At 74.8% G+C, this 23402-nt stretch carries 21 protein-coding genes; 12 read left to right on the top strand and 9 right to left on the bottom strand.

Features of this window, described 5'->3' with window-relative positions:
* Positions 1-21: 21 nt before the first annotated feature.
* A complete protein-coding gene (locus WAB15_RS33045; protein WP_407288487.1) occupies positions 22-627 on the bottom strand; it encodes a TetR/AcrR family transcriptional regulator in 606 nt (201 codons plus the stop codon).
* Between the two features lie 45 nt (positions 628-672).
* On the opposite strand from WAB15_RS33045, the gene WAB15_RS33050 reads away from it, so the two are divergent.
* From WAB15_RS33050 to WAB15_RS33060, 3 genes are read left to right on the top strand one after another with little or no spacing between them, the layout of a single operon-like run.
* Positions 673-1596 (top strand): DUF2867 domain-containing protein, encoded by a 924-nt coding sequence (locus WAB15_RS33050; RefSeq protein WP_407288488.1) that lies wholly within the window; start codon positions 673-675, stop codon positions 1594-1596.
* A gap of 23 nt (positions 1597-1619) precedes the next feature.
* Positions 1620-2189, top strand: a complete 570-nt coding sequence (locus WAB15_RS33055) for a GNAT family N-acetyltransferase (RefSeq protein ID WP_399148939.1) — start codon at positions 1620-1622, stop codon at positions 2187-2189.
* Between the two features lie 13 nt (positions 2190-2202).
* The gene (locus WAB15_RS33060; RefSeq protein ID WP_399148940.1) at positions 2203-2601 is read left to right on the top strand and encodes a glyoxalase superfamily protein; all 399 of its coding nucleotides are present in this window, start codon (positions 2203-2205) and stop codon (positions 2599-2601) included.
* Here WAB15_RS33060 and WAB15_RS33065 read toward each other — a convergent pair.
* Positions 2582-2920, bottom strand: a complete 339-nt coding sequence (locus tag WAB15_RS33065; RefSeq protein WP_407288489.1) for a DUF6204 family protein — start codon at positions 2918-2920, stop codon at positions 2582-2584. The genes WAB15_RS33060 and WAB15_RS33065 overlap by 20 nt on opposite strands.
* A gap of 118 nt (positions 2921-3038) precedes the next feature.
* Between WAB15_RS33065 and WAB15_RS33070 the strand changes: the two genes are divergently transcribed.
* Together WAB15_RS33070 and WAB15_RS33075 are read left to right on the top strand one after the other, a co-directional pair.
* Positions 3039-3947: an arginase family protein gene (locus WAB15_RS33070; protein ID WP_399148941.1), complete on the top strand. Its 909-nt coding sequence runs from the start codon at positions 3039-3041 to the stop codon at positions 3945-3947.
* 109 nt (positions 3948-4056) lie between these two features.
* Positions 4057-6132, top strand: a complete 2076-nt coding sequence (locus tag WAB15_RS33075; protein WP_407288490.1) for a DUF5107 domain-containing protein — start codon at positions 4057-4059, stop codon at positions 6130-6132.
* Between the two features lie 107 nt (positions 6133-6239).
* Here WAB15_RS33075 and WAB15_RS33080 read toward each other — a convergent pair whose 3' ends face one another.
* A complete protein-coding gene (locus WAB15_RS33080) occupies positions 6240-7568 on the bottom strand; it encodes an aldehyde dehydrogenase family protein (protein WP_407288491.1) in 1329 nt (442 codons plus the stop codon).
* A gap of 64 nt (positions 7569-7632) precedes the next feature.
* Between WAB15_RS33080 and WAB15_RS33085 the strand changes: the two genes are divergently transcribed.
* The gene (locus WAB15_RS33085) at positions 7633-8286 is read left to right on the top strand and encodes a TetR/AcrR family transcriptional regulator C-terminal ligand-binding domain-containing protein (RefSeq protein WP_407288492.1); all 654 of its coding nucleotides are present in this window, start codon (positions 7633-7635) and stop codon (positions 8284-8286) included.
* 88 nt (positions 8287-8374) lie between these two features.
* On the top strand, positions 8375-9298 hold the full coding sequence (locus tag WAB15_RS33090) for an NADP-dependent oxidoreductase (RefSeq protein ID WP_407288493.1): 924 nt from the start codon (positions 8375-8377) through the stop codon (positions 9296-9298).
* A gap of 43 nt (positions 9299-9341) precedes the next feature.
* Here WAB15_RS33090 and WAB15_RS33095 read toward each other — a convergent pair whose 3' ends face one another.
* The 3 genes from WAB15_RS33095 to WAB15_RS33105 form a co-directional block, all read right to left on the bottom strand.
* Positions 9342-9707, bottom strand: coding sequence for a VOC family protein (locus WAB15_RS33095; protein WP_393489983.1), 366 nt, complete (start codon positions 9705-9707; stop codon positions 9342-9344).
* A 101-nt stretch (positions 9708-9808) separates the two neighbouring features.
* Complete coding sequence (locus tag WAB15_RS33100) at positions 9809-10624, bottom strand: class I SAM-dependent methyltransferase (RefSeq protein ID WP_407288494.1); 816 nt, start codon at positions 10622-10624, stop codon at positions 9809-9811.
* Between the two features lie 77 nt (positions 10625-10701).
* Positions 10702-12216: a phosphatase PAP2 family protein gene (locus WAB15_RS33105; RefSeq protein WP_407288495.1), complete on the bottom strand. Its 1515-nt coding sequence runs from the start codon at positions 12214-12216 to the stop codon at positions 10702-10704.
* A gap of 48 nt (positions 12217-12264) precedes the next feature.
* Here WAB15_RS33105 and WAB15_RS33110 point away from each other — a divergent pair, with 48 nt between their 5' ends.
* The 3 genes from WAB15_RS33110 (at position 12265) to WAB15_RS33120 (ending at position 15361) form a co-directional block, all read left to right on the top strand.
* Complete coding sequence (locus WAB15_RS33110) at positions 12265-12708, top strand: GNAT family N-acetyltransferase (RefSeq protein WP_399148948.1); 444 nt, start codon at positions 12265-12267, stop codon at positions 12706-12708.
* Positions 12709-12823: 115 nt separating this feature from the next.
* Entirely contained in the window at positions 12824-14026 is a 1203-nt protein-coding gene (locus WAB15_RS33115) for an aminotransferase class I/II-fold pyridoxal phosphate-dependent enzyme (RefSeq protein ID WP_407288496.1), read from the top strand.
* A gap of 75 nt (positions 14027-14101) precedes the next feature.
* Positions 14102-15361: an MBL fold metallo-hydrolase gene (locus WAB15_RS33120; protein WP_399148950.1), complete on the top strand. Its 1260-nt coding sequence runs from the start codon at positions 14102-14104 to the stop codon at positions 15359-15361.
* Positions 15362-15381: 20 nt separating this feature from the next.
* On the opposite strand, the gene WAB15_RS33125 is transcribed toward WAB15_RS33120, so the two are convergent.
* The gene (locus WAB15_RS33125; RefSeq protein ID WP_407288497.1) at positions 15382-16047 is read right to left on the bottom strand and encodes a DedA family protein; all 666 of its coding nucleotides are present in this window, start codon (positions 16045-16047) and stop codon (positions 15382-15384) included.
* Entirely contained in the window at positions 16044-16820 is a 777-nt protein-coding gene (locus WAB15_RS33130; RefSeq protein ID WP_399148952.1) for an MBL fold metallo-hydrolase, read from the bottom strand. Before WAB15_RS33130 ends, WAB15_RS33125 begins: the two co-directional genes overlap by 4 nt.
* Positions 16821-16966: 146 nt before the next feature.
* On the opposite strand from WAB15_RS33130, the gene WAB15_RS33135 reads away from it, so the two are divergent.
* Complete coding sequence (locus tag WAB15_RS33135) at positions 16967-19054, top strand: phage holin family protein (protein ID WP_407288498.1); 2088 nt, start codon at positions 16967-16969, stop codon at positions 19052-19054.
* Between the two features lie 19 nt (positions 19055-19073).
* On the opposite strand, the gene WAB15_RS33140 is transcribed toward WAB15_RS33135, so the two are convergent.
* Complete coding sequence (locus WAB15_RS33140; RefSeq protein ID WP_407289336.1) at positions 19074-20057, bottom strand: alpha/beta hydrolase; 984 nt, start codon at positions 20055-20057, stop codon at positions 19074-19076.
* Positions 20058-20308: 251 nt separating this feature from the next.
* Between WAB15_RS33140 and WAB15_RS33145 the strand changes: the two genes are divergently transcribed.
* A complete protein-coding gene (locus tag WAB15_RS33145) occupies positions 20309-23239 on the top strand; it encodes an AfsR/SARP family transcriptional regulator (protein WP_407288499.1) in 2931 nt (976 codons plus the stop codon).
* Positions 23240-23402: the final 163 nt, after the last annotated feature.

Below are 23402 nucleotides of genomic sequence, written 5' to 3' on the forward strand. Positions count from 1 at the left end.
GATCGGACAGCCCGGTGGTGGTCACGCCGGGCGCACCAGGGTGTCGATCACCCCGTCCAGATAGCGGTCGCGTGCGGCGCCGGCCGGCAGGGACCGCGGGACCGCGTGACCCAGTTGGGTGTGCCCCAGATAGGCGGTGTAGGCCAGCAGGCCGCGGCGCCGTGCCTCGTCCTCCGGGAAGCCCAGCTCCGTGAAGAGCGAGGCGACATAGCCGATGCGCCGCTCGGTCACCCGGGCGAGCGCGGCGGCCACCCGCGGCTGCGCGGCGGTCGCCAGCAGGGAGACCTCAAGGGGGTTCTCGGCGGCCGAGTCCGTGGCGCGGCGCAGCAGTCGGCGCAGCCGCTCGACGGGCTCGGGCTCAGCCTCGACCTCGCCGATCACGGCCTCCGTGCCGAGCTCCTCCCAGCGCCGGAGCGCGGCCTCGACCAGGGCGTCCCGGTTGGCGAAGTGCCAGTAGAAGCTGCCCTTGGTGGTGCCCAGGCGGGCGGCCAGCGGCTCCACCGCCACCGCCGCGATCCCGCCCTCGCCCATCGCCGCCAGGGCGGCATCGGCCCAGTCCAGGGCGGTCAGCCGCCGCCGCGCACCGCTGCCGGCGGGCTCCTTCGCTCGTGGTCGCACCATGTCCATACGGTACCGTATGGAAAAACATACGCCACCGTATGGAGGTGTCCCGTGCATACCGTCCGAGACGTCCATGTCCGCACCGTCGCGGCCCCGGCCGAGGCCGTCGGCGCCCTGCTCGACCGGATCGGCAGTGACCGCGACCCGCTCTTCCCGACGCCCGTGTGGCCGGCACTGCGCTTCGACCGCCCGCTGGGCGTCGGCGCCGACGGCGGGCACGGCCGGATCCGCTACCGCGTCGGCGCCTACGAGCCCGGCCGCCGGATCCGCTTCGACTTCACGGAGGGGGCGGGCGGCTGGCATGAGTTCACCGTGCGGCCCCTGGGGTCGGACGGCTGCCGGGTGGAACACGTCCTGGAAAGCCAACTGCCCTTCGGTCGGCTGCTGTTGTGGACCACGGCGATCCGCCCGGTGCACGCCACCATGGTCGAGGAGATCTTCGACAACATCGAACGAGCCGCCACCGGCCGCCTCGCGGCCCCGGTCCGCCGCTCACCGCGCGCCCGGCTGCTCAACCGCCTGCTCTGGGCCCGCCCCCGGGCCGTGGCGCTGCCCGCCGCCGCCCGGCTGGCCCACCAGGCCTTCCCGCGCACCGACTTCCAGGACGCCTGGCAGATGGAGCTGCTGCCCGGCATGCCGCGCGAGCCGGCGGCCTGGCGGAACGTGCTGCGGGGAGCGTCCTTCCCCGAGGTCGGGCGCGCCGACCGGGGGGACCTCCCCGCGGCGGCCGGCGGCGAGATACTGCTCGGCGAGGACGCCCGGCACCTGGACTTCCGTGCCTCGATCCTGGTCGCGGACGGCCGGGTCACGCTCGGCACGGTCGTCCGCGTCCACAACACCGCCGGTCGGCTCTACTTCGCCGTGGTCCGCCGCGTCCACCCCTTCATGGCCCGGACGATGCTGCGCCGCACCCACCGCCGGCTGGCGCTCGCCGCGCCGAGCGCCGCGGAACGGGACGCGGCAGCCCTGGGCTGACACCCGGCGCGTACGATCTGCCGATGACGACCAGCGACCCCTACCTGGCACGAGGCCCGCGGGTGGGCATCCGGCACTTCACCGCCGCCGACCGGGAAGAGTTCACCGCCGCCGCCCGCCAGAGCGCCCGGATGCACCACCCGTGGCTCTTCCCGCCGGCCGCCGTCGCCGACTACGACGCCTATCTGCGAAGGCTCCAGGAGCCGTCCCGCGAGGGCCTGTTGATCTGCGAGCTCGCCGGCGGCCGGATCGCGGGCTATGTCACGATCAACAACATCGTGCACGGCGCGTTCCGCTGCGGCGCGCTCGGCTACGGCGCCTTCGCCCACGCGGCGGGCCGCGGACTGATGGGCGAGGGGCTGCGGCTGGTGCTCCACCACGCCTTCGAGCGGCTGGGTCTGCACCGCCTGGAGGTCAATGTCCAGCCCGCCAACGAACGGTCGATCGCCCTGGTCAAACGGGCCGGTTTCCGTCTGGAGGGCTTCTCCCCGGACTTCCTGTTCATCGACGGCGCCTGGCGCGACCACGAGCGCTGGGCGATCACCAGCGAGATGCTGCCCGATGCCGAGCAGGCGTCCGACGAGCAGGTGTGATTCGCTGTCCGGCATGGACATCGTCTTCCGCCGCACGGTCCCGGTCTTCCGGATCTTCGACGTGGCCAAGGCCCATGAGTTCTACGTCGACTACCTCGGCTGCACCGTCGACTGGGAACACCGCTTCGAGCCCGGCATGCCGCTGTACACCCAGGTCTCGCGCGGCGACCTGGTACTGCACCTGTCCGAGCACCACGGTGACGCGACGCCCGGTTCGACCGTCTACACCGAGCTGAGCGGGGTCCGCGCGCTGCACGCCGAGCTGGCGGCCAAGGACTATCCGTATCTGCGCCCCGGACTGGAACAGGACGAGATCGGCACCTGCCTGACCCTGACCGACCCCTTCGGCAACCGGCTGCGGTTCAACGAGCCGGGCCCGGACGAGGCCGGGCCTACCGGCCCCTGCGATTGATCTTCATGGTGTCCATGTCGGTGGCCCTGGACCGCAGTTCGCGAAAGCCCAGACCGGCCGACCGCAGCGCGGTCTCGGCCCGGTCCTCGGCGAGCGCGGCCGCCATCTCCTCGCCGTCCGCCGCGTCGGACACGATGACGTAGCGGTAGGTGAAGGAGGTCAGCGTGGCGTCGTAGGCCAGCGAGCCCTCGGGGGTGAACCGGAGCTGCGCGAGACCGTGGTCGGCCACCTCCGAGAGCAGCTTCGCCCGTGCCTCCTCCGTCAGACCGTCCCATCTGCCACGGACGATCACTCGGTAGGTGTGCTGGGTGGCGCTCATCGGTGTCCTCTTCCGTCCGCCTGCGCGGCTGTTGGTGACCGGATCGGACCGACAGGGTATTTCGCCTGATCTTCCGGGGTCGCTCCATTTTCCCGGGCTCCTGTGTGACGATTTCGGCATGCGCCGCACCGTAGTGATCGATGCCCCCTCCAACCTGGGACTGCGGCCGCCCGCGCCCGGTACCGTCCCCGGCTGCCACAAGCTCGCCGGCGCGCTGCGCGAACAGGGGCTGCTGCGCCGGCTCGGCGCGCTGGAGGGCGGAGTGGTGGTGCCGCCGCGGTACGACCTGGGGGACTGGCGGGAGGGCGTGGACGGGGACTTCAACGCCGCCGCCATCGCCGCGTACACCGTCAAGTTGGCGGAGCGGGTCGGGGGGCACGTACGCGGTGGGGACTTCCCGGTGGTGCTGGGCGGGGACTGCAGCATCCTGCTCGGCGCGGTGCTCGCGCTGCGGCGGCTGGGGCGGTACGGCGTGGCGTATCTGGACGGGCACGGCGACTTCCGGCATCCGGGGAACGTGGCGCTGTCGGGACCGCTGGGGGCCGCGGCCGGCGAGGGCGTCGCGCAGATCACCGGACGGGGCCAGGCGGATCTCACGGACATCGACGGGCTGCGGCCGTATGTGCGCGACGAGGACGTGAGCCTGCTGGGCATCCGGGACGCGGACGAGGACCAGGAGGAGCTGGCGGGGCTGGGCATCAGCCACACCCCGGTCGGCGAGATCCGGCGGCGCGGCGCGGAGGCGGTGGCGCGGGAGGCCCTCGTCCACCTCCAGAAGCCGCCGCTCGACGGCTTCTGGATCCATCTCGACGCCGATGTCCTCGACCCGTCCGTCATGCCCGCCGTCGACAGCCCCGATCCGGGCGGTCTGCTGACGGGCGAACTCGCCGAGCTGCTCGGCCCGTTGGCCGCGTCGCCGCGCTGCGCCGGCATCAACGTCACCATCTACGACCCGGACCGCGACCCCGAGGGGAGCGGCGCCGCCTTGCTCACCGGCCTCCTTGAAGGGATCTTTGCGCAACCCTGACCTCGGCCGGCCGCAAGAAGGCCTGTTCAGACCGGCGATCGCGAGGTTCCATGGGCAAATCGGAGGCCGCCGCAGCCGAGGCGGCCCGGTCCAGCATTGCGAGGCAGCCGTGGCCACGACTGTGCGACGCACCACCCTGACCCTTCCCGCCTCCCCCCTCGGTCCGGACAACCCCCTCCCGGCGCTCGACGGCGGCCGGGACCCGCACCGCGTCGAGATCCCCCAAGACGCCGGCCTGCCCACCGACATGGCCCGTCAGATCGGCTATCAGCCGCTGCGCTCGATCCTGCCGACCCGTATGCGCGACGGATACGGCCGCAACCGCCGCAGCACCGACCTCGACGCGCTGGTCGTCGAGAACGACCGGCTGCGCGCCACCGTCCTGCCCGGCCTCGGCGGGCGGGTGTACTCCCTGCACCACAAGCCCTCCGACCGCGAACTGCTCTACCGCAACCCGGTGTGGCAGCCCGCCGCCTTCGCGCTCAACGGCGCCTGGTTCTCCGGCGGCATCGAGTGGAACATCGGCGCCACCGGCCACACCACCCTCTCCTGCGCCCCGCTGCACGCCGCCCGCGTCCCGGCGCCGGACGGCGGGGAGATGCTGCGCCTGTGGGAGTGGGAGCGGCTGCGCGATCTGCCCTTCCAGGTGGACCTGTGGCTGCCGGAGGGCTCCGACTTCCTGTACGTGGGCGTGCGGATCCGCAATCCCCACCACCACACGGTCCCGGTCTACTGGTGGTCCAACATCGCGGTCCCCGAGGCGGTGGGCGGCCGGGTACTGGCGCCCGCCGACGAGGCCTGGCACTTCGGCTACGAGCGGGTGCTGCGCCGGGTGCCGGTCCCGCACTCCGGTGGCGCGGACCGGACCTACCCGCTGCGCAGCGAGTTTCCGGCGGACTACTTCTACGAGGTGCCCGACGGCGCCCGCCGCTGGGTCACCGCGCTGGACGAGGACGGCCGCGGCCTGGTGCAGACCTCCACGGACGCGTTGCGCGGCCGCAAGCTCTTCCTGTGGGGGGCCGGGCGGGCCGGGCGGCGCTGGCAGCGGTGGCTCACCGAGCCGGGCACCGGCGGCTACGCGGAGATCCAGGCCGGGCTGGCCCGTACCCAGCTGGAACACCTACCGCTCGACGGGGGAGGGGAGTTCACCTGGCTGGAGGCCTACGGACCGCTGGCCGCCGATCCCTCGGCGGTGCACGGCGCCGACTGGGCGGCGGCCCGCGGCGAGGTCGCCGCCCGGCTGGAGGAGGCCCTGCCGCGCGCCGATGTCGACGCCGCCCACGCCGCCTGGCTGCCGTACGCGGACCTGGACCCCAAGGAGTCGCTGGCCAACGGGTCGGGCTGGGGCGCGCTGGAGGTCGCCCGGGCCGGCCTCGGCCTGCCCGGTACGCCGTTCGACGCGGCCGCTCTCGGCCCGGAGCAGGAGCCGTGGCTGACGCTGCTGCGCACCGGGGACCTGCCGGCCGCGGGGCCGGTGCCCGGATCGGCGCCGACCGCACCGGCCTGGCGCGATCTGCTGGAGTCCGCACCGCCGGGCCCGGCCGTCGACTACCACCTGGGCCTCGCCCAGTGGCAGGCCGGCGACCGTGCCCAGGCCGTCCGCAGCTGGGAGCGCGCGACCGGGTACGGCGGTGCTGCGCTGCCGCTGTACTGCCTGGCCGTCGCGGAGCGGGCGGCGGGCGAGCCGGCCCGCGCGGCCGACCGGTTCGCGCAGGCCTGCGCCGCGGCGGAGCAGGCGGCCGCGGCGAACGGTCCCCAGGCGCTCTCCTGGTGCGCGGTGCGCACCGCGCTCGCCCGGGAGGCGGTGCCGGCGCTGCTCGCGGCCGGCCGCACCGAGGAGGCCGCCCGGCTGCTGTCCGCGCTGCCGCCGGCCGAACTGGCCGACGGCCGCTTCCGGTTGCTGACCGCACGGGTGGCGCTCGCCCAGGGACGGCCGGCCGCGGCCCGCGAGATCTTCGACGCCGGCTTCGAGATCGCCGATCTGAGGGAGGGCGACGAGACGCTGAGCGACACCTGGTACGCCGTCGCCGAGCAACTGGTCGCGTCCGGCAGGCCGGTCACCGAGGAGGTACGCGCCACGGCCCGGTCCCTGCATCCGCTCCCGGAGCGGTACGAGTACCGGATGCGGCCGGTGTCCGCACCGGGTTCCCCCGGTGCGGACGAGTCGGACCCCGCCGGCGGCTGACGCCCGCCGAACCGCCCGGCCGCGGTCGGCGGAGCGGGCCGGTCCGGTCGCGTACCGGCGGTGTGGTGCGCCGCGGTGCCCGCTCGCGGCTGCGCCGCACCCTTCCCTCACCCCAGCGGCTTGTCCAGCACCGCCTTGGTGTGGCTGAAGGTGTCGAGCGAGTACTCGCCGTGGTAACGCCCCATGCCGCTCTCGCCGACCCCGCCGAACGGCAGGTCGGGCGCGGTGAGATGGGCGACCGGCAGGCCGAAGGCGAGGGCGCCCGAGGAGGTCTCGGTCAGCAGCCGGTGCTTGGTGTCGTCGGAGTCGGTGAACGCGTACAGCGCCAGCGGCTTGTCGCGGTCGTTGATGAAGGCGATCGCCGCGTCCAGGTCGGGCACCGGCACGATCGGCAGGACCGGGCCGAAGATCTCCTCTCGCATGACGGGGGCGTCGGGGGAGACATCGGCGAGGACGGTGGGCGCCAGATAGCGGCCGGCGCGGTCGTGGGTGCCGCCGGTGACCGTGCGGCCGCTGTCGAGCAGCGCGGTCAGCCGGTCGAAGTGCCGCTCGTCGACGATCCGTCCGTACTCGGGCGCGGCGGCCGGGTCGGCGCCGTATGCCTCGCGTACGGCCTCGGCGAGGTGCGGCTCGATGGCGCGGGCGGTGTCGCCGATGGCCAGGACGTAGTCGGGGGCGACGCAGGTCTGGCCGGCGTTGAGGAACTTGCCGGCCACCAGCCGCCGGGCGGCCGCGGCCAGGTCCGTGCCCGGGTCCAGGACGACCGGGCTCTTGCCGCCCAACTCCAGGGTGACGGACGTCAGATGCCGGGCGGCGGCGGCCATCACGATGCGGCCGACCGCTCCGTTGCCGGTGTAGAAGATGTGGTCGAAGCGCTGGGCCAGCAGGGCGGTGGTCTCCGGGACCGCGCCCTCGACGACGGTCACCGCTTCGGCGTCCAGATAGCGCGGCAGCAGCCGGGCGATCGCGGCGGAGGTCGCGGGGGCGAGTTCGCTGGGCTTGACGACGGCGCAGTTGCCCGCGGCCAGCGCGCCGACGAGCGGGGCGAGCGCCAGCTGCAGCGGGTAGTTCCAGGGGGCGATCACCAGGACGACGCCGAGCGGCTCGCGGACCACCCGCGCGGTCGCGGGGAGCAGCCGCTCGGGCAGCTCCGCCGGGCGGGGCGCCAGCCAGTCGTCGAGGTGGTCGAGGGTGTGGTCGATCTCGTTGACCGTGAAGCCGATCTCGGTGCGGTAGGCCTCCTCGGGGCCCTTGCCGAGGTCGGCGGCGAGCGCGGTGAGGAGGTCGTCGCGGTGGTCGGTGAGCAGTGTGCGCAGCGCCGTCAGCTGTCCGCGCCGCCAGTCCGGCGAGACGGTGCGACGGGTGGCGAAGGTGGTGCGGAGCCGGTCGACGACGGCGGCGGCGTCCAGGTCCGGGGCGGAGGCGTGGGATGTCATGGCGCCGAGGCTACACGAAACGAAAACTTTTCGTTTCGAAATTGGAGGTCGGTAGACTCCCGGTGTGGGCGAACGTACCGAGAGCAACCAGACCGCAGCCGGGCCGACGTGCGGCCGGGGGCGCCCGCGGGACGCCGGACGCGACCGCGCCCTGCTGGAGGCCACCGTCCAGGTCCTCCAGGAGAGCGGCTACGGCGGGCTGACCACGGCGGCGGTCGCCAAGCGGGCCGGCGTCTCCACCGCGACCCTCTACCGCCGCTGGCGCTCCAAGGAGGACCTGGTCGTGGGCACCGCCGTCCGCTGGGCGAGCGACCTCGGCCCGCAGCCGGACACCGGAAGCCTCGAAGGCGACCTCGCCGCGCTGCTGCGGGACAAGGCCGAGACGCTGGAGGGCCCCGGCGGCCGGCTGCTGCACGTCCTGATCGGCGAGTCCGCGCACAACGAGGCGCTGGCCCGGGTGCTGGACACCGCGATCATCGAGCCGGTCCGCGACCGGGCCGCCACCGTGGTGGACCGCGCGGTCGCCCGAGGGGACATCCCGCCGTTGGAGGACGCCCATGTGCTCGCCGACCTGGTCGTGGGCTCGATGGTCAGCCGCCTGTTCCTGACGCCCGACGCGGCGCACCGCTCCGGCACGGACGGCCCCTCCTCCGGTGAGGCGGCGATCCGCGAGCTGCTGCCGTTCCTGCTGCGCTCGCTCGGCGCGCAGCCCGGCTGACGAGCGCTCAGCGCCGCTTCGTAGGCCGATCCGGTGATCGTCGCCACACGCTGGAATGTTCCCCGGTCGTTCCACGTTGGGGCGGACCATGAAAGCAATCAGCGCCAGCAGCTACGGCGGCCCCGAAGTCCTCGCCTACTCCGACCTGCCCGACCCGAAGGTGGCTCCGGACTCGGTACTGATCCGGGTCAAGGCGGCCGGGGTCAACCCCGTCGACTGGAAGATCGTCGCCGGCTATCTGGACCCGATCATGAACAGCCACTTCCCGCTCATCCCCGGCTGGGACGTGTCGGGGGTCGTCGAGGCGGTCGGCGCCGACGCCACCGAGTACGCGATCGGTGACGAGGTCATGGGCTATGTCCGCAAGGACGAGGTCCAGCACGGCACGTTCGCCGAGCTGGTCTCCGCGCCGGTGCGGACCCTGGCGCGCAAGCCCGCCGCGCTCGGCTGGCAGCAGGCCGCCGGGCTGCCGCTCGCCGGACTGACGGCCTATCAGTCGATCAAGCGGGTCGGCACGAAGGCCGGCGAGACCGCCCTGGTGCACGCGGCCGCCGGCGGCGTCGGATCGCTCGCCGTGCAGATCCTGGTCGCCCAGGGCACCCGCGTCGTCGGCACCGCGAGCGAGTCCAACCACGACTTCCTGCGGTCCCTGGGCGCCGAGCCGGTCACCTACGGCGACGGTCTCGCCGACCGGGTGCGTGCGCTGGCGCCCGAAGGCGTCGATGTGGCCCTGGACTTCGTCGGCGGCGGCGCCGTGGACGTCTCGCAGGAGCTGCTCAAGGACCGCGGCCGGGTGGTGTCCGTCGCCGACGGCGAGGTCACGGCGAAGGGCGGCCACATGGTGTGGGTGCGTCCGAACGCCGACGATCTGGCCGCGCTCGGCGCGCTCGCGGACTCCGGGAAGCTGACCGTTCCGGTCGACGCGGTCTTCCCGCTGTCCGAGGCCGCCGAGGCGTTCCGCCGGAGCATGGCCGGCCGGTCCCGCGGCAAGATCGTCCTTGAGGTGTCCTGACGGCCGGTCGGCGAGGAGGGACCAGCGGGGTGCGGAAGGCCGCTCAGGCCTCCGCGCCCTCGCCGCCCTTGCGGTCGACGTACTCGAAGATCGAACCGTCCGGGTGGCGGGCCACCAGGTTGCGGCCGATGGGGGTCGGCAGCGGGCCGGCGATGATGTCCGCGCCGACCGCCGTCAGATCGGCCAGCGCCTCGTCCACGTCCTTGACGGCGAGGGTCGCGGTGATCTTCCGCAGTACCGACAACTCCGCCTCGGGTCCGCTCATCAGGAAGAAGCACCCGACGGCCGCGACCGCCACCCCACCGCGTTGGAAGCGGATCGCCTCGGCGCCGGTCAGCCGCTCGTAGACGCCGATCGCGGCATTGAGATCACCGACGCACACCCGCAATGAGGTCCCCAGAATATCCATACGGGCAACCCTAGTTGGGCGGCCCGCTCATGCGCGATCAGTTGGCCCTCATCCGTCCGCTCTTCGCCCCGGAGCACAAGAGCCTTGTGGTGCACGTCCGTTCAGGCGCGGCACAGGATCTCGCCGTGCAGCACGGCGAACCAGCCGTCCTCCTCGGCGCCCCAGGCCCGCCAGGCCGCCGCGATCCGTCGCAGTTCCTCCTCGGTGGCGTGCCCGCTCTCCATCGCGATCCGCGCGTACGTGGAGTCGACCGTGCGGTCCGCCCACAGCCCGCTCCACCAGGACCGCTCGTCCGGGGTCCGATAGCACCAGGTGTCGGCGGTGGCGGTGACGGCCTCCGGCGCGAAACCCGCCTGCCGGGCCCAGGCGTGCAGCCGGCGCCCGGCGTCCGGCTCGCCCCCGTTGGCGCGGGCCACCCGCAGATACAGTCGCTGCCAGTCGGCCATCCCCGCGACCTCCGGGTACCACGTCATGGCCGAGTAGTCCGCATCGCGGACGGCGACGATCCCGCCGGGCTTGGTCACCCGGCGCATCTCGCGCAGCGCCTGGACGGGATCGCCCACGTGCTGCAGGACCTGATGGGCGTGCACCACGCAGAAGGTGTCGTCGGGGTAGTCCAGTGCGTGGACATCGCCCACCTCGAAGCGGACGTTCGTCAGGCCCCGCCCGGCGGCGGTCTCGCGCGCCTGCGCCAGCACCTCGGGCGCCCGCTCCAGCCCGGTGACCCGCCCCTGCGGCACCAGCGCCGCCAGATCGGCGGTGATGGTGCCCGGACCGCAGCCGACGTCCAGGACCTGCATCTGCGGCTGCAGCGAACTCAGCAGGTATCCGGCCGAGTTGGCGGCGGTGCGCCAGGTGTGGGAGCGCAGTACGGACTCGTGGTGGCCGTGGGTGTAGACGGCGGACTTCTGCGGCATGGCCGACTCTCCTTCGCATGCTCCGGCGGATGTGTCCACCGTACGCCGGTATCTCGCATCATGAGAGTGGCGTCTTGCTATTCGGGCAGCGAGGGGTGAGCGGCGGCCGGCCGGTCGGGCAGCAGCCGATAGACCGTCAGCGCCTCGCGCTCCTTCTGAAGCATCAACTCGTCCGCCCCGGAGGTCACTTCGCCGTCGAACGCGACGGTTCCGCCCTGCGGCAGCCCGGAGAGCCGCAGCCGCGACAGCCGCGCCTCGCCGAGCACCGGCGTGCTGCGCGGGGAGCCGGTCAGCGCGGCGACCAGCAGCCGGGTGCGGGCCAGCCGGCCGCCGTGCACCACCCGTACGTCGAGCACCCCGTCCGCCAGGTCGTGCCGGCGCACCGGCGACAACCCCAGCCCCCGGTACTGGCAGTTGCCCGCGAACACCATCCACACGGCGCGCCGCTCACCGTTGATCCGCAGGGTCAGCGGTTCGGCGGTGCGCAGCACCTCCCACGCCGCGAGGACCCCGGCCGGCCAGGCGCCGATCCGGCCGGCCCACCGCTCCCGGATGCGCACCAACTCCGGATACACGCCGATCGAGAAGGTGTTGAGGAAGTACCGACCCTCCCCGTGCGCTCCGGCCCCGAACCACGCCAGGTCCACCGCGACCGCCTCCCCGCCCTCCACGGCGCGCGCCGCCTCCGCATGCGTCTCGATCCCCAGGTCGTAGGCGAAGTGGTTCAGGGTCCCGCCGGGCAGCACCGCCAGCGGCAGCTCGTAGCGCATCGCGACCGCCGCCGCGGCGTTGACGCTGCCGTCCCCGCCGAGCACCCCCAGCGCGCCGCCCAGCTCCCGGGCCCGCTCCGCGGCCTCGGTGAGCGCCTCGGCCAGCGGCTGCCCGCCCGGCCCCCCGCACACCGTCACCTCGGCGTGCGGCAGCACCCCGTGCACCTCCCCGACCCGGTCCGGGCGGGGGCCGGTGCGCTGCCCCGCCCCCTGGTTCGCCACCACGACCAGGCCGCGGCCGCCGGGCAGCGCGGGCGCCGTCGCCCGCGGCCGGGCGGGCGGCGCCAGCTGGGCGCGGGTCGGCGCGATGCCCCGCACCGCGAACGCCGCGCCCGCGCCCAGCGCGGCCCCGGCCAGCACATCACCCGGATAGTGCACGCCCGTATAGACGCGGGAGAACGCCACCGACGCGGCGAGCGGCGCCAGTGCCAGACCCCACCACTTGTTCTCGAACGCCACCCCGGACGCGAAGGCCACCGCCGAGGCCGCGTGGCCGGACGGGAAGGAGGAGGTGAGGGGCTGACGGGTCAGCTGGCGCATCACCGGCACCGGGTCCAGCAGCGGGCGCCGGCGCCGTACGGAGCGCTTGCCGAGCGTGTTCACCGTCGCCGACGCCACGGCCAGCGAGGCCACTCCGCGCAGCGCGGCACGGCGGGCCGGCCGCCCGCCCAGCGCGGCCGCACCGGCCGCCAGGCCGAACCACAGCAGTCCGTGGTTGGCGCTGCGGGTCAACCGGGGCAGCACCCGCTGGGCCCCCGGCCACTCGCGTGCCGCGATGAGATCGAAGGTCCGACGGTCGAGACGGGTCAGTAGCGATCGCATGGGCCTCCTTGTACCCCGTGGGGCGGGAAACCGTGCTTCGATGCCCCGATGATCCGAAGACGGCAGGACACCGACCTCGACGCCTGTGTGGACGTTCTGGCCCGGGTGCACACCCACAGCGGCTATCCGCACCACTGGCCGCGGGACCCGGCGCGCTGGCTGACCCCCGACGGGCTGACCGCGGCCTGGGTCGCCGAGACGGCCGGCCGGGTCGTCGGACATGTGGCGCTGTGCGGACGCGAGGTCAGCCGGCTCTGCGTCGCCCCCGCCGCCCGGGGCGCGGGCCTCGGCGGCCGGCTGCTGCGGGCCGCCGAGGAGGCGGCTGCCGCCCGCGGACTGCGCCCCGTACTGGAGGTGAAGACCACCGACACCTCGGCCGTCGCCCTCTACGAGCGCCTGGGCTGGGTCCGCCGCGCCACCGAGCGGCAGGACTGGGGCGCGGGCGAGGTGGTGGCCGTGCACCGCTACGAGAGGGCGCGCTCGGACCATTAGGCCGCCGCTGACGTGTCGTCCCCGGGCCCCACCCCAAGGATCTGCAAAGGTGGTCGGGGCCGCCCATCATGTGATGGGCCCACGATCGACCCGCCGTCGTGGAGTGGAGGTACGGATGCAGCGGACCGCCCCGGATCCACGGCCGGATCCGCCGGTGGGCCTGCCGGTCCTCCCGGACCTCGCCGCACACCTCTCCGCGGCCGCCGACCGCACCGAACCCGAACCCCCGGGCGGCGCCGCCCCCCTGCGCAGCGCCGCCTGCGGCTACTGGGCGCGCCGCGGCCTGGCCGCCGACCCCGGTCAGGTGCTCGCCGCACCCGGGCTGGCCGCCCTGCTCCTCACGCTGTACGCCGCGGCCGACGGCGGGGTGGTGCTGCCGCGGCCCTGCTCCGAGGCGTACGCGCCACCCGCCCGGCTGCTCGGGCGGCAGGTGTACCTGGCGCCCGTACCGGCGGAGTCGGGCGGGGTGCCCGACCCGTTCGCGCTGCTGGAGACCGTCCGCCGGGCCCGGATGCACGGGGACGCACCGCGCGTCCTGGTCCTGTCCGTCGCCGACGACCCGACCGGCACCTGCCCGGCCCCCGAACAACTGCACGAGGTCTGCGAGGCGGCGGCCGGGGAGGGGATGTGGGTCCTCAGCGACGAGAGCCGCCGCGATCTGCTGCACGATCCGCATGACACCGTGCTGCTCAGCCCCGCCGAGATACTGCCCGACGAGGTCGTGGTGCTGACCGACCTCGGCGCCACGCTCGTGCCCGCCTCCTGGCCCGCCGCGCTGGCCCGCTTCCCGGCCACCGACCGCGGCGCCGTCCTGCGGGCCGCCGCGCTGGACGCGCTCACCGCGCTCCGTACGCCGCTGCCGGGCCCCGTCGGCTGCGTCGTCACCCACGCACTCGGCGAGCCCGACGTCGTACGCGCCAGAACGGCCGCGGCCGCCCGGGTCTACGGCACGCTCGCCGCGGCCCTGCACCACATCGTCACCGAGGCCGGCGCGGTCTGCCGACCGCCGCGCTCCGGCAGCCACCTCTACGTCGACCTCGAACCGCTGCGCCGCCCCCTCGCCGCCCGCGGCATCGTCGAATCCACCGCCCTGGAGCGGAAGTTGGCCCCCTGGGCGGCGCTGGGCGGGCACCGCTTCGGCGACGACCCCGGCGCCCTGCGGGTACGGCTGGGCGCCGAGGCCCTGCTGGGCGCCGAACGGGAGCTGCGGCAACGCGCCCTGGACGCGCCGGATCCGCTGGACCTCCCGCACATCACCGAGGCGCTGACCGCGCTGTCGCGTGCACTGGCCGCCCTCACGGCCTCCGCGGCGGGCTGATCCGCCCGCCCCGCGAGCGCCGTCCGCGCCCCGACCCGCACCCGCCATGGTTCCGTCCACCGAAAGGGCCCCTCGATGACCGAGCAGACCGAGCGCTCCCTCGCCGAGCAGTCCTCCGACACCGAGCGACTTCCGCACGCCCAGGCCGGCGGCGCCGACGGGGGCGGCGAAGCCGGCGCGGGCAGCGGTACGGACCAGGGCGACGGCGCGGCGGGCGGGGGAGCGGACCGCGGCGGGAGCCCGGCCGCCGACGCGGGCACCGCCACCGCCGAAGCGGCCACCGCCACCGTCACCGCCGACGCGGGCCCCACCGCCGTCGCCACGCCGGTCCTGCCGCACGCCACCCCGCCCCCGCCGGCCGAGCCCCGCCCCCTGGGCGAACCCCGCAGCTGGCCACGGGACTTCACCGACCGGCTGACCGCGCCCCTGCCCGGTGTGCGGGCACTGGCCAGGATCGCCCGGGAGGGCAAGCTGCGCCCGCCTCCCGAGACGCTCCTGGAGATCCAGCGACTGCCCTTCGAACCGGGCCCGATGCCGGCCGCCACGGCCACCACCATCGCCCTCACCTGGGCCGGGCACGCCAGTTGGGTCATCCGGATCGCCGGTCTGACGGTACTGACCGACCCGGTCTGGTCCCGCAAGATCCTCGGCACCCCCGCCCGGGTCACCCCCGTAGGCGTCCGCTGGGAGGACCTGCCACCGGTCGACGCCGTCCTGATCAGCCACAACCACTACGACCACCTCGACGCGCCGACCCTCAAGCGGCTGCCGCGCCACACCCCGCTGCTGCTCCCCGCCGGACTGGCGCGCTGGGCCCGCCGGCGCGGCTTCACCCACGTCACCGACCTGGACTGGTGGGAGGCGGTCGAACTGCCCGCCCCCGGCGGCCCCGTACGCCTGGACTTCGTCCCCGCCCACCACTGGAGCAAGCGGACCCTGACCGACACCTGCCGCTCCCTGTGGGGCGGCTGGCTGCTCACCGCCCCCGACGGGCGGCGGATCCACTTCGCGGGGGACACCGGCTACGGCCACTGGTTCGAGGAGATCGGCCGCCGCTACCCCGGCATCGACCTGGCACTGCTGCCCATCGGCGCCTACGACCCGCGCTGGATGCTCCGCCCCGTGCACACCGACCCGGAGGAGGCGGTGCGCGCCTGCCAGGACCTGGGTGCCCGATCGCTGGTCCCGATGCACTGGTCGACCTTCCTGCTCTCCGGCGAGCCGCCCCTGGAACCGCTGCACCGGGTGCGCGCCGCCTGGGCCGCCACCGGCCGGCCCCGCGAGGAACTGTGGGATCTGCCGGTCGGTGCCTCACGGGTGCTGGCCGAGCGCTGAACGGGCCGTGCGGGCCGGCTCTAGCTGCCCCCGTCCCCGGCCGGTCTGACGCGCCGCCAGAGGGCCGGCACGGCGGCGATGGCCATCGTCAGCGCGACTGCCATCGCCACGCCCTCCCACGGCTCGCTGAACAGCGAACCGCTCAGCAGCCCGATGAGCTGGTACGTCGCCGCCCAGGCCAGACACGCCGGCGCGGCGCCCCGGACGAACCGCCGCAGCGGCATCGCCGCGAGCAGACATGCCAGCATGACCGGGATCCGCCCGGCCGGCACCAGCCGGGACAGCACCAGCACCAGGACCCCGTGCTCGCGCACCTTGTGTTGCGCCAGCTCCAGCCGCTCCGGGGCGGCGCGGGCGCGCAGCCGCGACAGCCAGCGCGAGCCGTTGCGCGAACGACTGCCGCGCGACCCGAGCCAGTACAGCAGCACATCGCCGAGGAACGCGGCGCACGACGCCACCGCGAAGACCATCAGCCAGGAGAACGGCGAGGCGTGGTGGAAGGCGACCACCGCCGCCGAGCTGACCACCGCCCCGGTCGGCACCACCGGCACCAGCGCCCCCAGCATCACCAGCAGGAACAATGAGGGATAGCCCACCGCCTGCTGCGTCGACTCCGGCGGCACACTCCGCAGCAGCTCACCGGCCGATGCCAGCGCGAGCCCCGCCGGCGCCGTCGGCGCGGTCATCGCCCCGCCTTCGGGCGCACCGACTCGCCGTGCCCCAGCCGATGGACCGTCACCTGCGGTGCCATCAGCCTCATGTGGCGCTCGAACTCCAGGCCCGGCGCGTGGAATTCATGCGGCCGCACGGCGTCCAGCCCGATCGGCCAGTACGTGCCGTAGTGCACCGGGACCGCGCAGCTCGGCGCCAGCCGGGCCGCCGCCTGCGCCGCCCGCCGCGCGTCCAGATGGCCCGGTCCGAGGAACGGCCCCCAGCCGCCCACCGGCAGCAGGGCCACATCGCACGGACCGACCTCCTCCGCCAGCTCCTCGAACAGGCCGGTGTCGCCCGCGAAGTACGTACGCGCCTGGCCGTGCACGACATAGCCCAGCGCCGGCACCCGGCGCGGTCCGCAGGGCAGCCGCCGCCCGTCATGCGCCGCGCGCACCGCCCGTACCGTCACCGCACCGGCCCGGCACTCCTCGCCCACCCGCAGCTCGACCACTCGCAGCCGGCGGGCCGCGGCCACCCTGCGCAGCCCCGGTACCGCCGCCATCGCCCCGCGCGGCACCACCAGCGAGGTCCCCGGCGCGAGCCGGGCCAGCGACGCCGGGTGGAGGTGGTCGGCGTGCAGATGCGAGACCAGGACGAGATCGGCCCGCGCGGCCTCGGGCGGCGGCAGCGCGCCCCGGCGGCGCCGCAGATGGGCCAGCCGGCGTACGAAGAGCGGGTCGGTCAGTACCCGCACCCCGGAGTCCTCGACCGTCGCGGTGGCATGCCCCCACCAGGTGACCTCCATCCTCCGATCTTCCACCATCCGGCCGGGAACGACGGGCGCACGCCGCAGATCGGGCATAACTCGTGCATCAGACGCGTGGTAGGACGCTCGGCGGCGGGTCCGCGCAGCCGGCGCGGGCCGGGGCGGGAGGAGGGACGGCGTTGCGGATGCCGCGGTGGAGATCCCTCGGCGGCGCCCTGTTCCGGGTGCTCGCGGTCTGGGCCGTCGCCAGCCTCACCCTGCTCGTGCTCGCCGCACTGCTGCCCGACTTTCAGCTGCAGTCCGCCGGCGGGGACAGCCTCACCCGCACCGCCCTCGCCGCCGCCCTGGGCGCCGGAGCGTTCGGCCTGCTCAGCGCGCTGGTGTGGCCGGTCCTCGTCCGCGCCCTGCTGCTGGTGCCGGCCCTCGTCCTCGGCCTGCTGGTCTTCGTCCTCAACGGCTCGCTGCTGCTGCTCGCGCTCGATCTGATCCCCGCGGGGCAGGGCCGGGCCGCCCCGCAGACCGCGGTGATCGTCGCGGCCGCGATGTCCGCGGCCTCCTCGGCGACCTCCGCCTTCCTCGCCGTACGCAACGACGACGCCTACCACCGCCGGCTGGTGCGGCTCGCCGGCCGCCGGCGCACCCGCGCCGCCCCCCGCCCGGACACCCCCGGCACGCTCTTCCTCCAGCTCGACGGCCTGGGCCACGACCTGCTGCGGGAGGCCACCCGAGGCGAGCGGCCGCTGATGGCGACCGTCGCCCGCTGGATCGGCGACACCCACCACCTCACCCCCTGGCGCACCGACTGGTCCAGCCAGACCGGCGCCAGCCAGCTCGCCATCCTGCACGGCAGCAACGAGGACCTGCCCGCCTTCCGCTGGTACGAGAAGGACACCGGCACCCTCGTCGTCAGCAACCGGCCCAGCAGCGCCGCCGAACTGCAGCGCCGCGCCGTCGAGCGCACCGGCGACGGCGGATTGCTCGCCCACGACGGCGCCAGCCGCGGCAACCTCTTCAGCGGCGGCGCCGACCAGGTCGCGCTGGTGATGTCGGTGGCCGCCCGGCGCGGCCGGCACAACCGCTCCCGGGCCGGATACTTCGCCTACTTCTCCGACCCGGCCAACGCCACCCGCACCGCCGTCTCCTTCGGCGCCGAGGTCGTCCGCGAGATCGTCCAGTCGCTGCGCAGCCGCCTGCGCCGCGAGCTGCCACGGGTCAAGCGCGGCGGCCTCTACCCCGTCATCCGGGCCTTCGCCACCGTCGTCGAGCGCGATGTGGTGGTCGCCGCCGTCATCGGCGACCTGCTCGCCGGCCGCCGTGCCGTCTACGCCGACCTCGTCGGCTACGACGAAGTGGCCCACCACTCCGGGCCCGCACACCGCGACACCCACCAGGTGCTGCGCGGCCTCGACCGGGTCGTCGCGCTGATCGCCAAGGCCGCCCGGCACGCCCCGCGCCCGTACCGCATCGTGCTGCTCTCCGACCACGGGCAGAGCCACGGCCCGACCTTCCTGGAGCGCTACGGGCTGAGCCTGGGCGACCTGGTCCGCGCCGGCTGCGGCCTGCCGGTGCCGCGCCGCGCCGGACGCACCCCGAGCGGGGCCGAGGCCAGGGAAGCCGCCCGCGCCGCCCTCCACCGCCCGGAGGGGGCGCGGGGCGACCGCTCCACCACCCAGCCCGTCGTACTGGCCTCGGGAAACCTGGGGCTGGTGTCCTTCCCGGACGTGCCCGGCCGGATCACCCGCGAGGAGCTGGACCGCCGGCACCCCGCCCTGCTCGGCACCCTCGCCAACCACCCCGGCATCGGCTTCCTGCTGGTCCGCTCCGCCGCGCACGGCCCCGTGGTGCTCGGCCCGGCCGGCGCCGAGCACCACCTCGACACCGGCCGCATCACCGGCCGCGACCCACTGGCCCCCTTCGGCGCCGGCGCGGCCGAGGCCGTACGCCGCACCGCCCGCTTCCCGCACACCGCCGACCTCATGGTCAACTCCGCCTACGACCCGGCGACCGGCGCGGTGCACGCCTTCGAGGAGCAGATCGGCTCACACGGCGGGCTGGGCGGCGCCCAGAGCCACGCCTTCCTCCTCTGGCCCGCCGAACTGACCCCGCCGGCCCCGGAAGGCCGGGCGCTGACCGGTGCCGAAGCGGTGCACCGGGTGCTGCGGCGCTGGCTGCGCGAGGCCGACGGTCCGCAACAGCCGGTCGGCCCCGCCCAGGACACGGCCCGGCGCCGGGCGGCCACCCCCGACGGTGTTCCACCACCGGACCAGGGGTGACCGCTCGCGCGCGCCCTCCCTATGCCTTGCGGAGCCGGTCGAGGATGCCGTCGAGGTCGCGGGTGAACATCTCGGGGCGGATGAAGTGCCCGCCGGGCTGCTCGTGCGACTCGTGCGGGATGCCGGCCTCGTCGAGCTTGGCCCGGAACTCCCGCTGGCCGGCGAGCACCTCGGTCTCGTTGAGCAGGTCGAACGGGTCGACCGGGTTGGGGCTGGTACCGGCGACGAGGAAGATCCGCTTGTCGCGGTAGCGCTCGATGTGCTCGATCGGGTTGTCGGCGCTGACCTTGGCCTCGTCCCACGGCTCGCCGTAGATCGTGCCGCCGGCCAGGTCCAGGGCCGCGGAGGACACATTGGCCCAGTGCGCGACGGCGCCGAGGTCGCGGCGCAGGCTGGGCGGGCCGGAGTGGGCGCTCACCGAGGCGAAGTGGCCGTAGTACTTGGCCGCGTACTTCAGCGCGCCGAAGCCGCCCATGGAGAACCCGGCGACGGCGCGGCCGTCGAACTCGGCGTACGTCCGGAAGTTCGCCTCGACCCACGGCAGCAGCTGGGCGATGTGGAAGGTCTCCCAGTTGCGGGGGCCGGTGTTGGAGCTGACCGGGTTGGAGTACCAGCCCGCGTGACCGCCGTCGGGCATCACGACGATGATCGGCTTGCCGGCGGTCAGATCGCGGATGCCCGCGCGGTCCCAGGTCATGAAGTCCTGGTCGGTACCGCCGCCGTGGAACAGGTACAGGACGGGGTAGGTGCGCCCGCTGGAGTGGTAGTCGTCGGGGAGCAGGACGTTGACGGCGGGTTCCCAGCCGATCGCGTCGGTCGCGAAGCGGTAGTACCACATGCGGGGGTCGTCCTCCCGGCGGTCCACGACGCGCAGCCCGTCGTCGGCCGCACCGGCCGGCGAGGCCGCGGCAAGGACGCTCGCGCCGCCGAGGGCCACTGCCGCGGAGACCCCGCCGACGGCCCTCAAGACACTTCTGCGGGTGGGGCGGTGCTCGCTCAACATGACCTCCAGGTCGGGAAATGACACATACGCACGGCGTGCCGTCGGCCGCCGCGGAGATCCGCCGAGGGAACGGCGCGACGCCCGGCGTGTCGCGGGCGCACCCCGTGCCGCGCCCGGTACCGGCCCGCCTCGCCGCTCCCCCTGCTTCCCCGCGGTCCTCGGTGGTGACTTGCCAACCCTGGCGGGAGACGCTGAAATGCCGATGAAATCGCGGTGATGCCGACGGCGGCGCGGGGGCGGAGGGTTTGGCTGTGGACGGGGGATCCGCCGAGCGGCTTCGGATCGAGGTGCTCGGCCCGGTGCGTGCCTGGCGTGACGGGACGCCGCTGGACCTGGGGCCGATCCGGCGGCAGGCGGTGCTGGCCGCGCTGGTGCTGCGTCCGGGCACGCTGGTCAGCCATGAGCAGCTGCTCGTCGACGTGTGGGGAGCCCAGCCGCCCAAGACCGGGCGCCGGGTACTGCCCAGCTATGTCTACCCGCTGCGCAAGGCGCTCGACGCGGTGGGCACCGGACCGGCGGCGTCGGTCATCCGCGGCGGCCGGGGCGGGTACCGCTTCGTCGGCGACGAGGTACGGCTCGATGTGGCGGAACTGGCCGAACGGCTCGGCGAGGTGCAGCGCGCACGGGCGTCCGACGACCCGGCCACCGCGATGGCCTGCTCCGCCCAGGCGCTCGGCCTGTTCCGGGACGAGCCGCTGGCCGGGCTGCCGGGGCCGTTCGCGCAGGGCGAGCGGGGGCGGCTGGCGCGGCGCCGGCGCGCGCTGCGGCGGGAGAACCTCGAATGCCTGGTCCTGCTCGGCCGCTCCGCCGACGCACTGGACGACCTCGTCGCCATGTCCGCGTCCGATCCCTACGACGAGTCGCTGACCGCGCTGCGGATGCGCGCCCTGTACGGCAGCGGACGCCAGGTCGAGGCGCTGAGCGCCTATCAGGACATGCGCACGCGGCTGCGCGACGAACTCGGGGTCGATCCCGGCGAGGAACTCAGCCGGGCGCACCAGGCGGTGCTGCGCCGGGACGACGCACAGCTCCTCGGCGCGGCGGCGAGCCCGGCCGCCGTGCCGCGCCGACCGCGCCGCGTGGTCAACGAACTGCCGGGCGGCACCGGCCGCCTCATCGGCCGGGAGCGCGAGCTGGCGCTGCTGACCGCGCCCGCGCCGCCCGAATCCGTGTCGGTCGTGGCGGTGGACGGGACCGCCGGCGTCGGCAAGACCGCGCTCGTCGTCCACGCGGCCGGTGCGCTGCGCGCCCACCACCCGGACGGCTGCCTCTTCGTGGACCTCCGTGCGCACAGCACCGGACGGCACAGGATCTCCCCGCAGCGCGTGCTGCGCAGGCTGCTGCGCTCGCTCGGCGCCGCCGACAGCGAGGTGCCCGACGACCTCGACGAGCTGACCGCGGCGTGGCGGGCCGCGACCAGCCCGCTGCGGCTGCTGCTGGTGCTGGACGATGTGCCCGGCGCGCGGCAGATCCGTCCGCTGCTGCCCGCCGGACCGGGCAGCACGGTGCTGGTGGCCGGCCGGCGGCGGCTGGCCGGCCTGGACGCCGATCGGCGGGTCACCCTGGAGCCCCTGGAGACCGGCGAGGGGCTGTCCCTGCTCCGGGACATCGTGGGGGAGCGGCGCGCGGACCGGGAGCCGGCGGCGACCCGTCAACTGGTCCGGCTGTGCGACGGGTTGCCGCTGGCCCTGCGCATCGCCGGGGCGCGACTGCAGACCCGTCCGGCCTGGACGTTGGCGTATCTGGTGGAGCGGATGGCGGGCGACGAGCACCGTCTGGGCGAGCTCAGTGCCGGGGACCGCAGCGTGGAGGCGGCCTTCCGCCTGTCGTACGACCAGCTCACGCCGGAGCAGCAGCTCACCTTCCGCACCCTCGGCCTGTCGCCGACCGTCGAGTTCGACGCGCCGACCTCGGCGGCCATGCTGGACCGGTCACCCCGGGACGCCGAGCGGATCCTGGAGAGCCTCGTCGACGCGAGCCTGGTGCAGCAGCCCCGTCCGGGCCGCTACCGCCTGCACGACCTGGTCCGGGTGCACGCACGGCGGCTCGCGGAGGCCGAGCCCGACGAAGCCGGCGCGGCGCGCACCGCCGCCCTCCGCCTCTACCTGGACGCGGCCCGGACCACCAGCGACTGGGGCCCGGGCGGCTTCCCCACCGGGCCGCAACCCGGCGGGGCGCCGTTCGCGGACTGGAAGGAGGCCGAGGGCTGGCTGGACGCGGCCGGCGCGGAGCTGGCCGATGTCGTCGGGCACGCCGCGGCGCTCGGCGAGGCCGACTACGCCTGCTGGATCGCCGAGGCCCTGAGCGACTACTTCATCCGCCGGGGCCGCTACCACGAGGGCCGGACGGCCCTGGAGAGCGCGCTCGCGCACGCGGACCGGGCCACCGACCGGAGGATGGCCCCCGCGCTGCGCAACTGCCTGGGCATCGCCGACATCTACCAGGGGCGCATCCCCCAAGCGCGGGACCGGTTCGCCGAGGCGCTGGACCTCAGCCGCCGCCGAGCCGAACGGCGCGAAGAGGCCGTGGCCTTGGGCGGGTTGGGGGCCGCCGACCTGAATCTGGGCCGGGCCGAAGAGGCGATTCCCTCGCTGACCGAGGCGGTGGAGCTGGCGGGGCGGCTCGACGACGACTGGCTGGCCGCCATGGGCCTGTCCATCCTCGGGGCCGTCCACCACAGCCGGCAGCGCTCCGAGGAGGCGCTCGACTGCTTCGCCGCCGCCCGTGCCCACGCCGAGTCCAACGGTCGGCCCCGCGTGATCGGGATGGCCGTGGCCAACGCCGCCGGGGTCCACCTCGACCTCGGTCGCTACGGTGCGGCCAAGGCCCTGTACCGTCACGCGGCCGAGCTGGTGCAGCGGGGCGGGGACGTTCTCCTGCACGCGATCGTCCTGACCCGACTGGGCACCGCGGAGCAGGGCGAGGGGAACCTGAGCGCCGCCACGGCCCTGCACCACCAGGCCCTCTCCCGGCACCGGACGCTGTCCCCGCTCACCGAACCCCACTACGACCGGCTGGAGATGGACATCCGCGCCCGATTGGGCCGCGCCTACTCCGCGGCGGGACGCCTCGCCGAGGCACGCGAGCAGTTCCAGACGGCGCTCGCCGTGCCCGGAGCCGGCGAGTACCCCGTCGAGCGTGCGCAGGCGATCGCGGGGCTCGACGAGTGCGACGACCGCTGAAGACCTGGAGCGGTCGGGGTGAGGCTTACTGCCGGGTGCCCGCCGGGCCGAAGATCCTTCGCTCCGAGGTGCCCGTGGCCGGAGCATTACCGGCGATTTTGAAGCGGGCCCCCAGGCAGTGACCATGTGCTATGGCCCGGCGACCTCGGGCACCGGCACGACG

Origin of the sequence: Streptomyces sirii (assembly GCF_045690365.1) — a bacterium.
Lineage (GTDB): Bacteria > Actinomycetota > Actinomycetes > Streptomycetales > Streptomycetaceae > Streptomyces > Streptomyces sirii.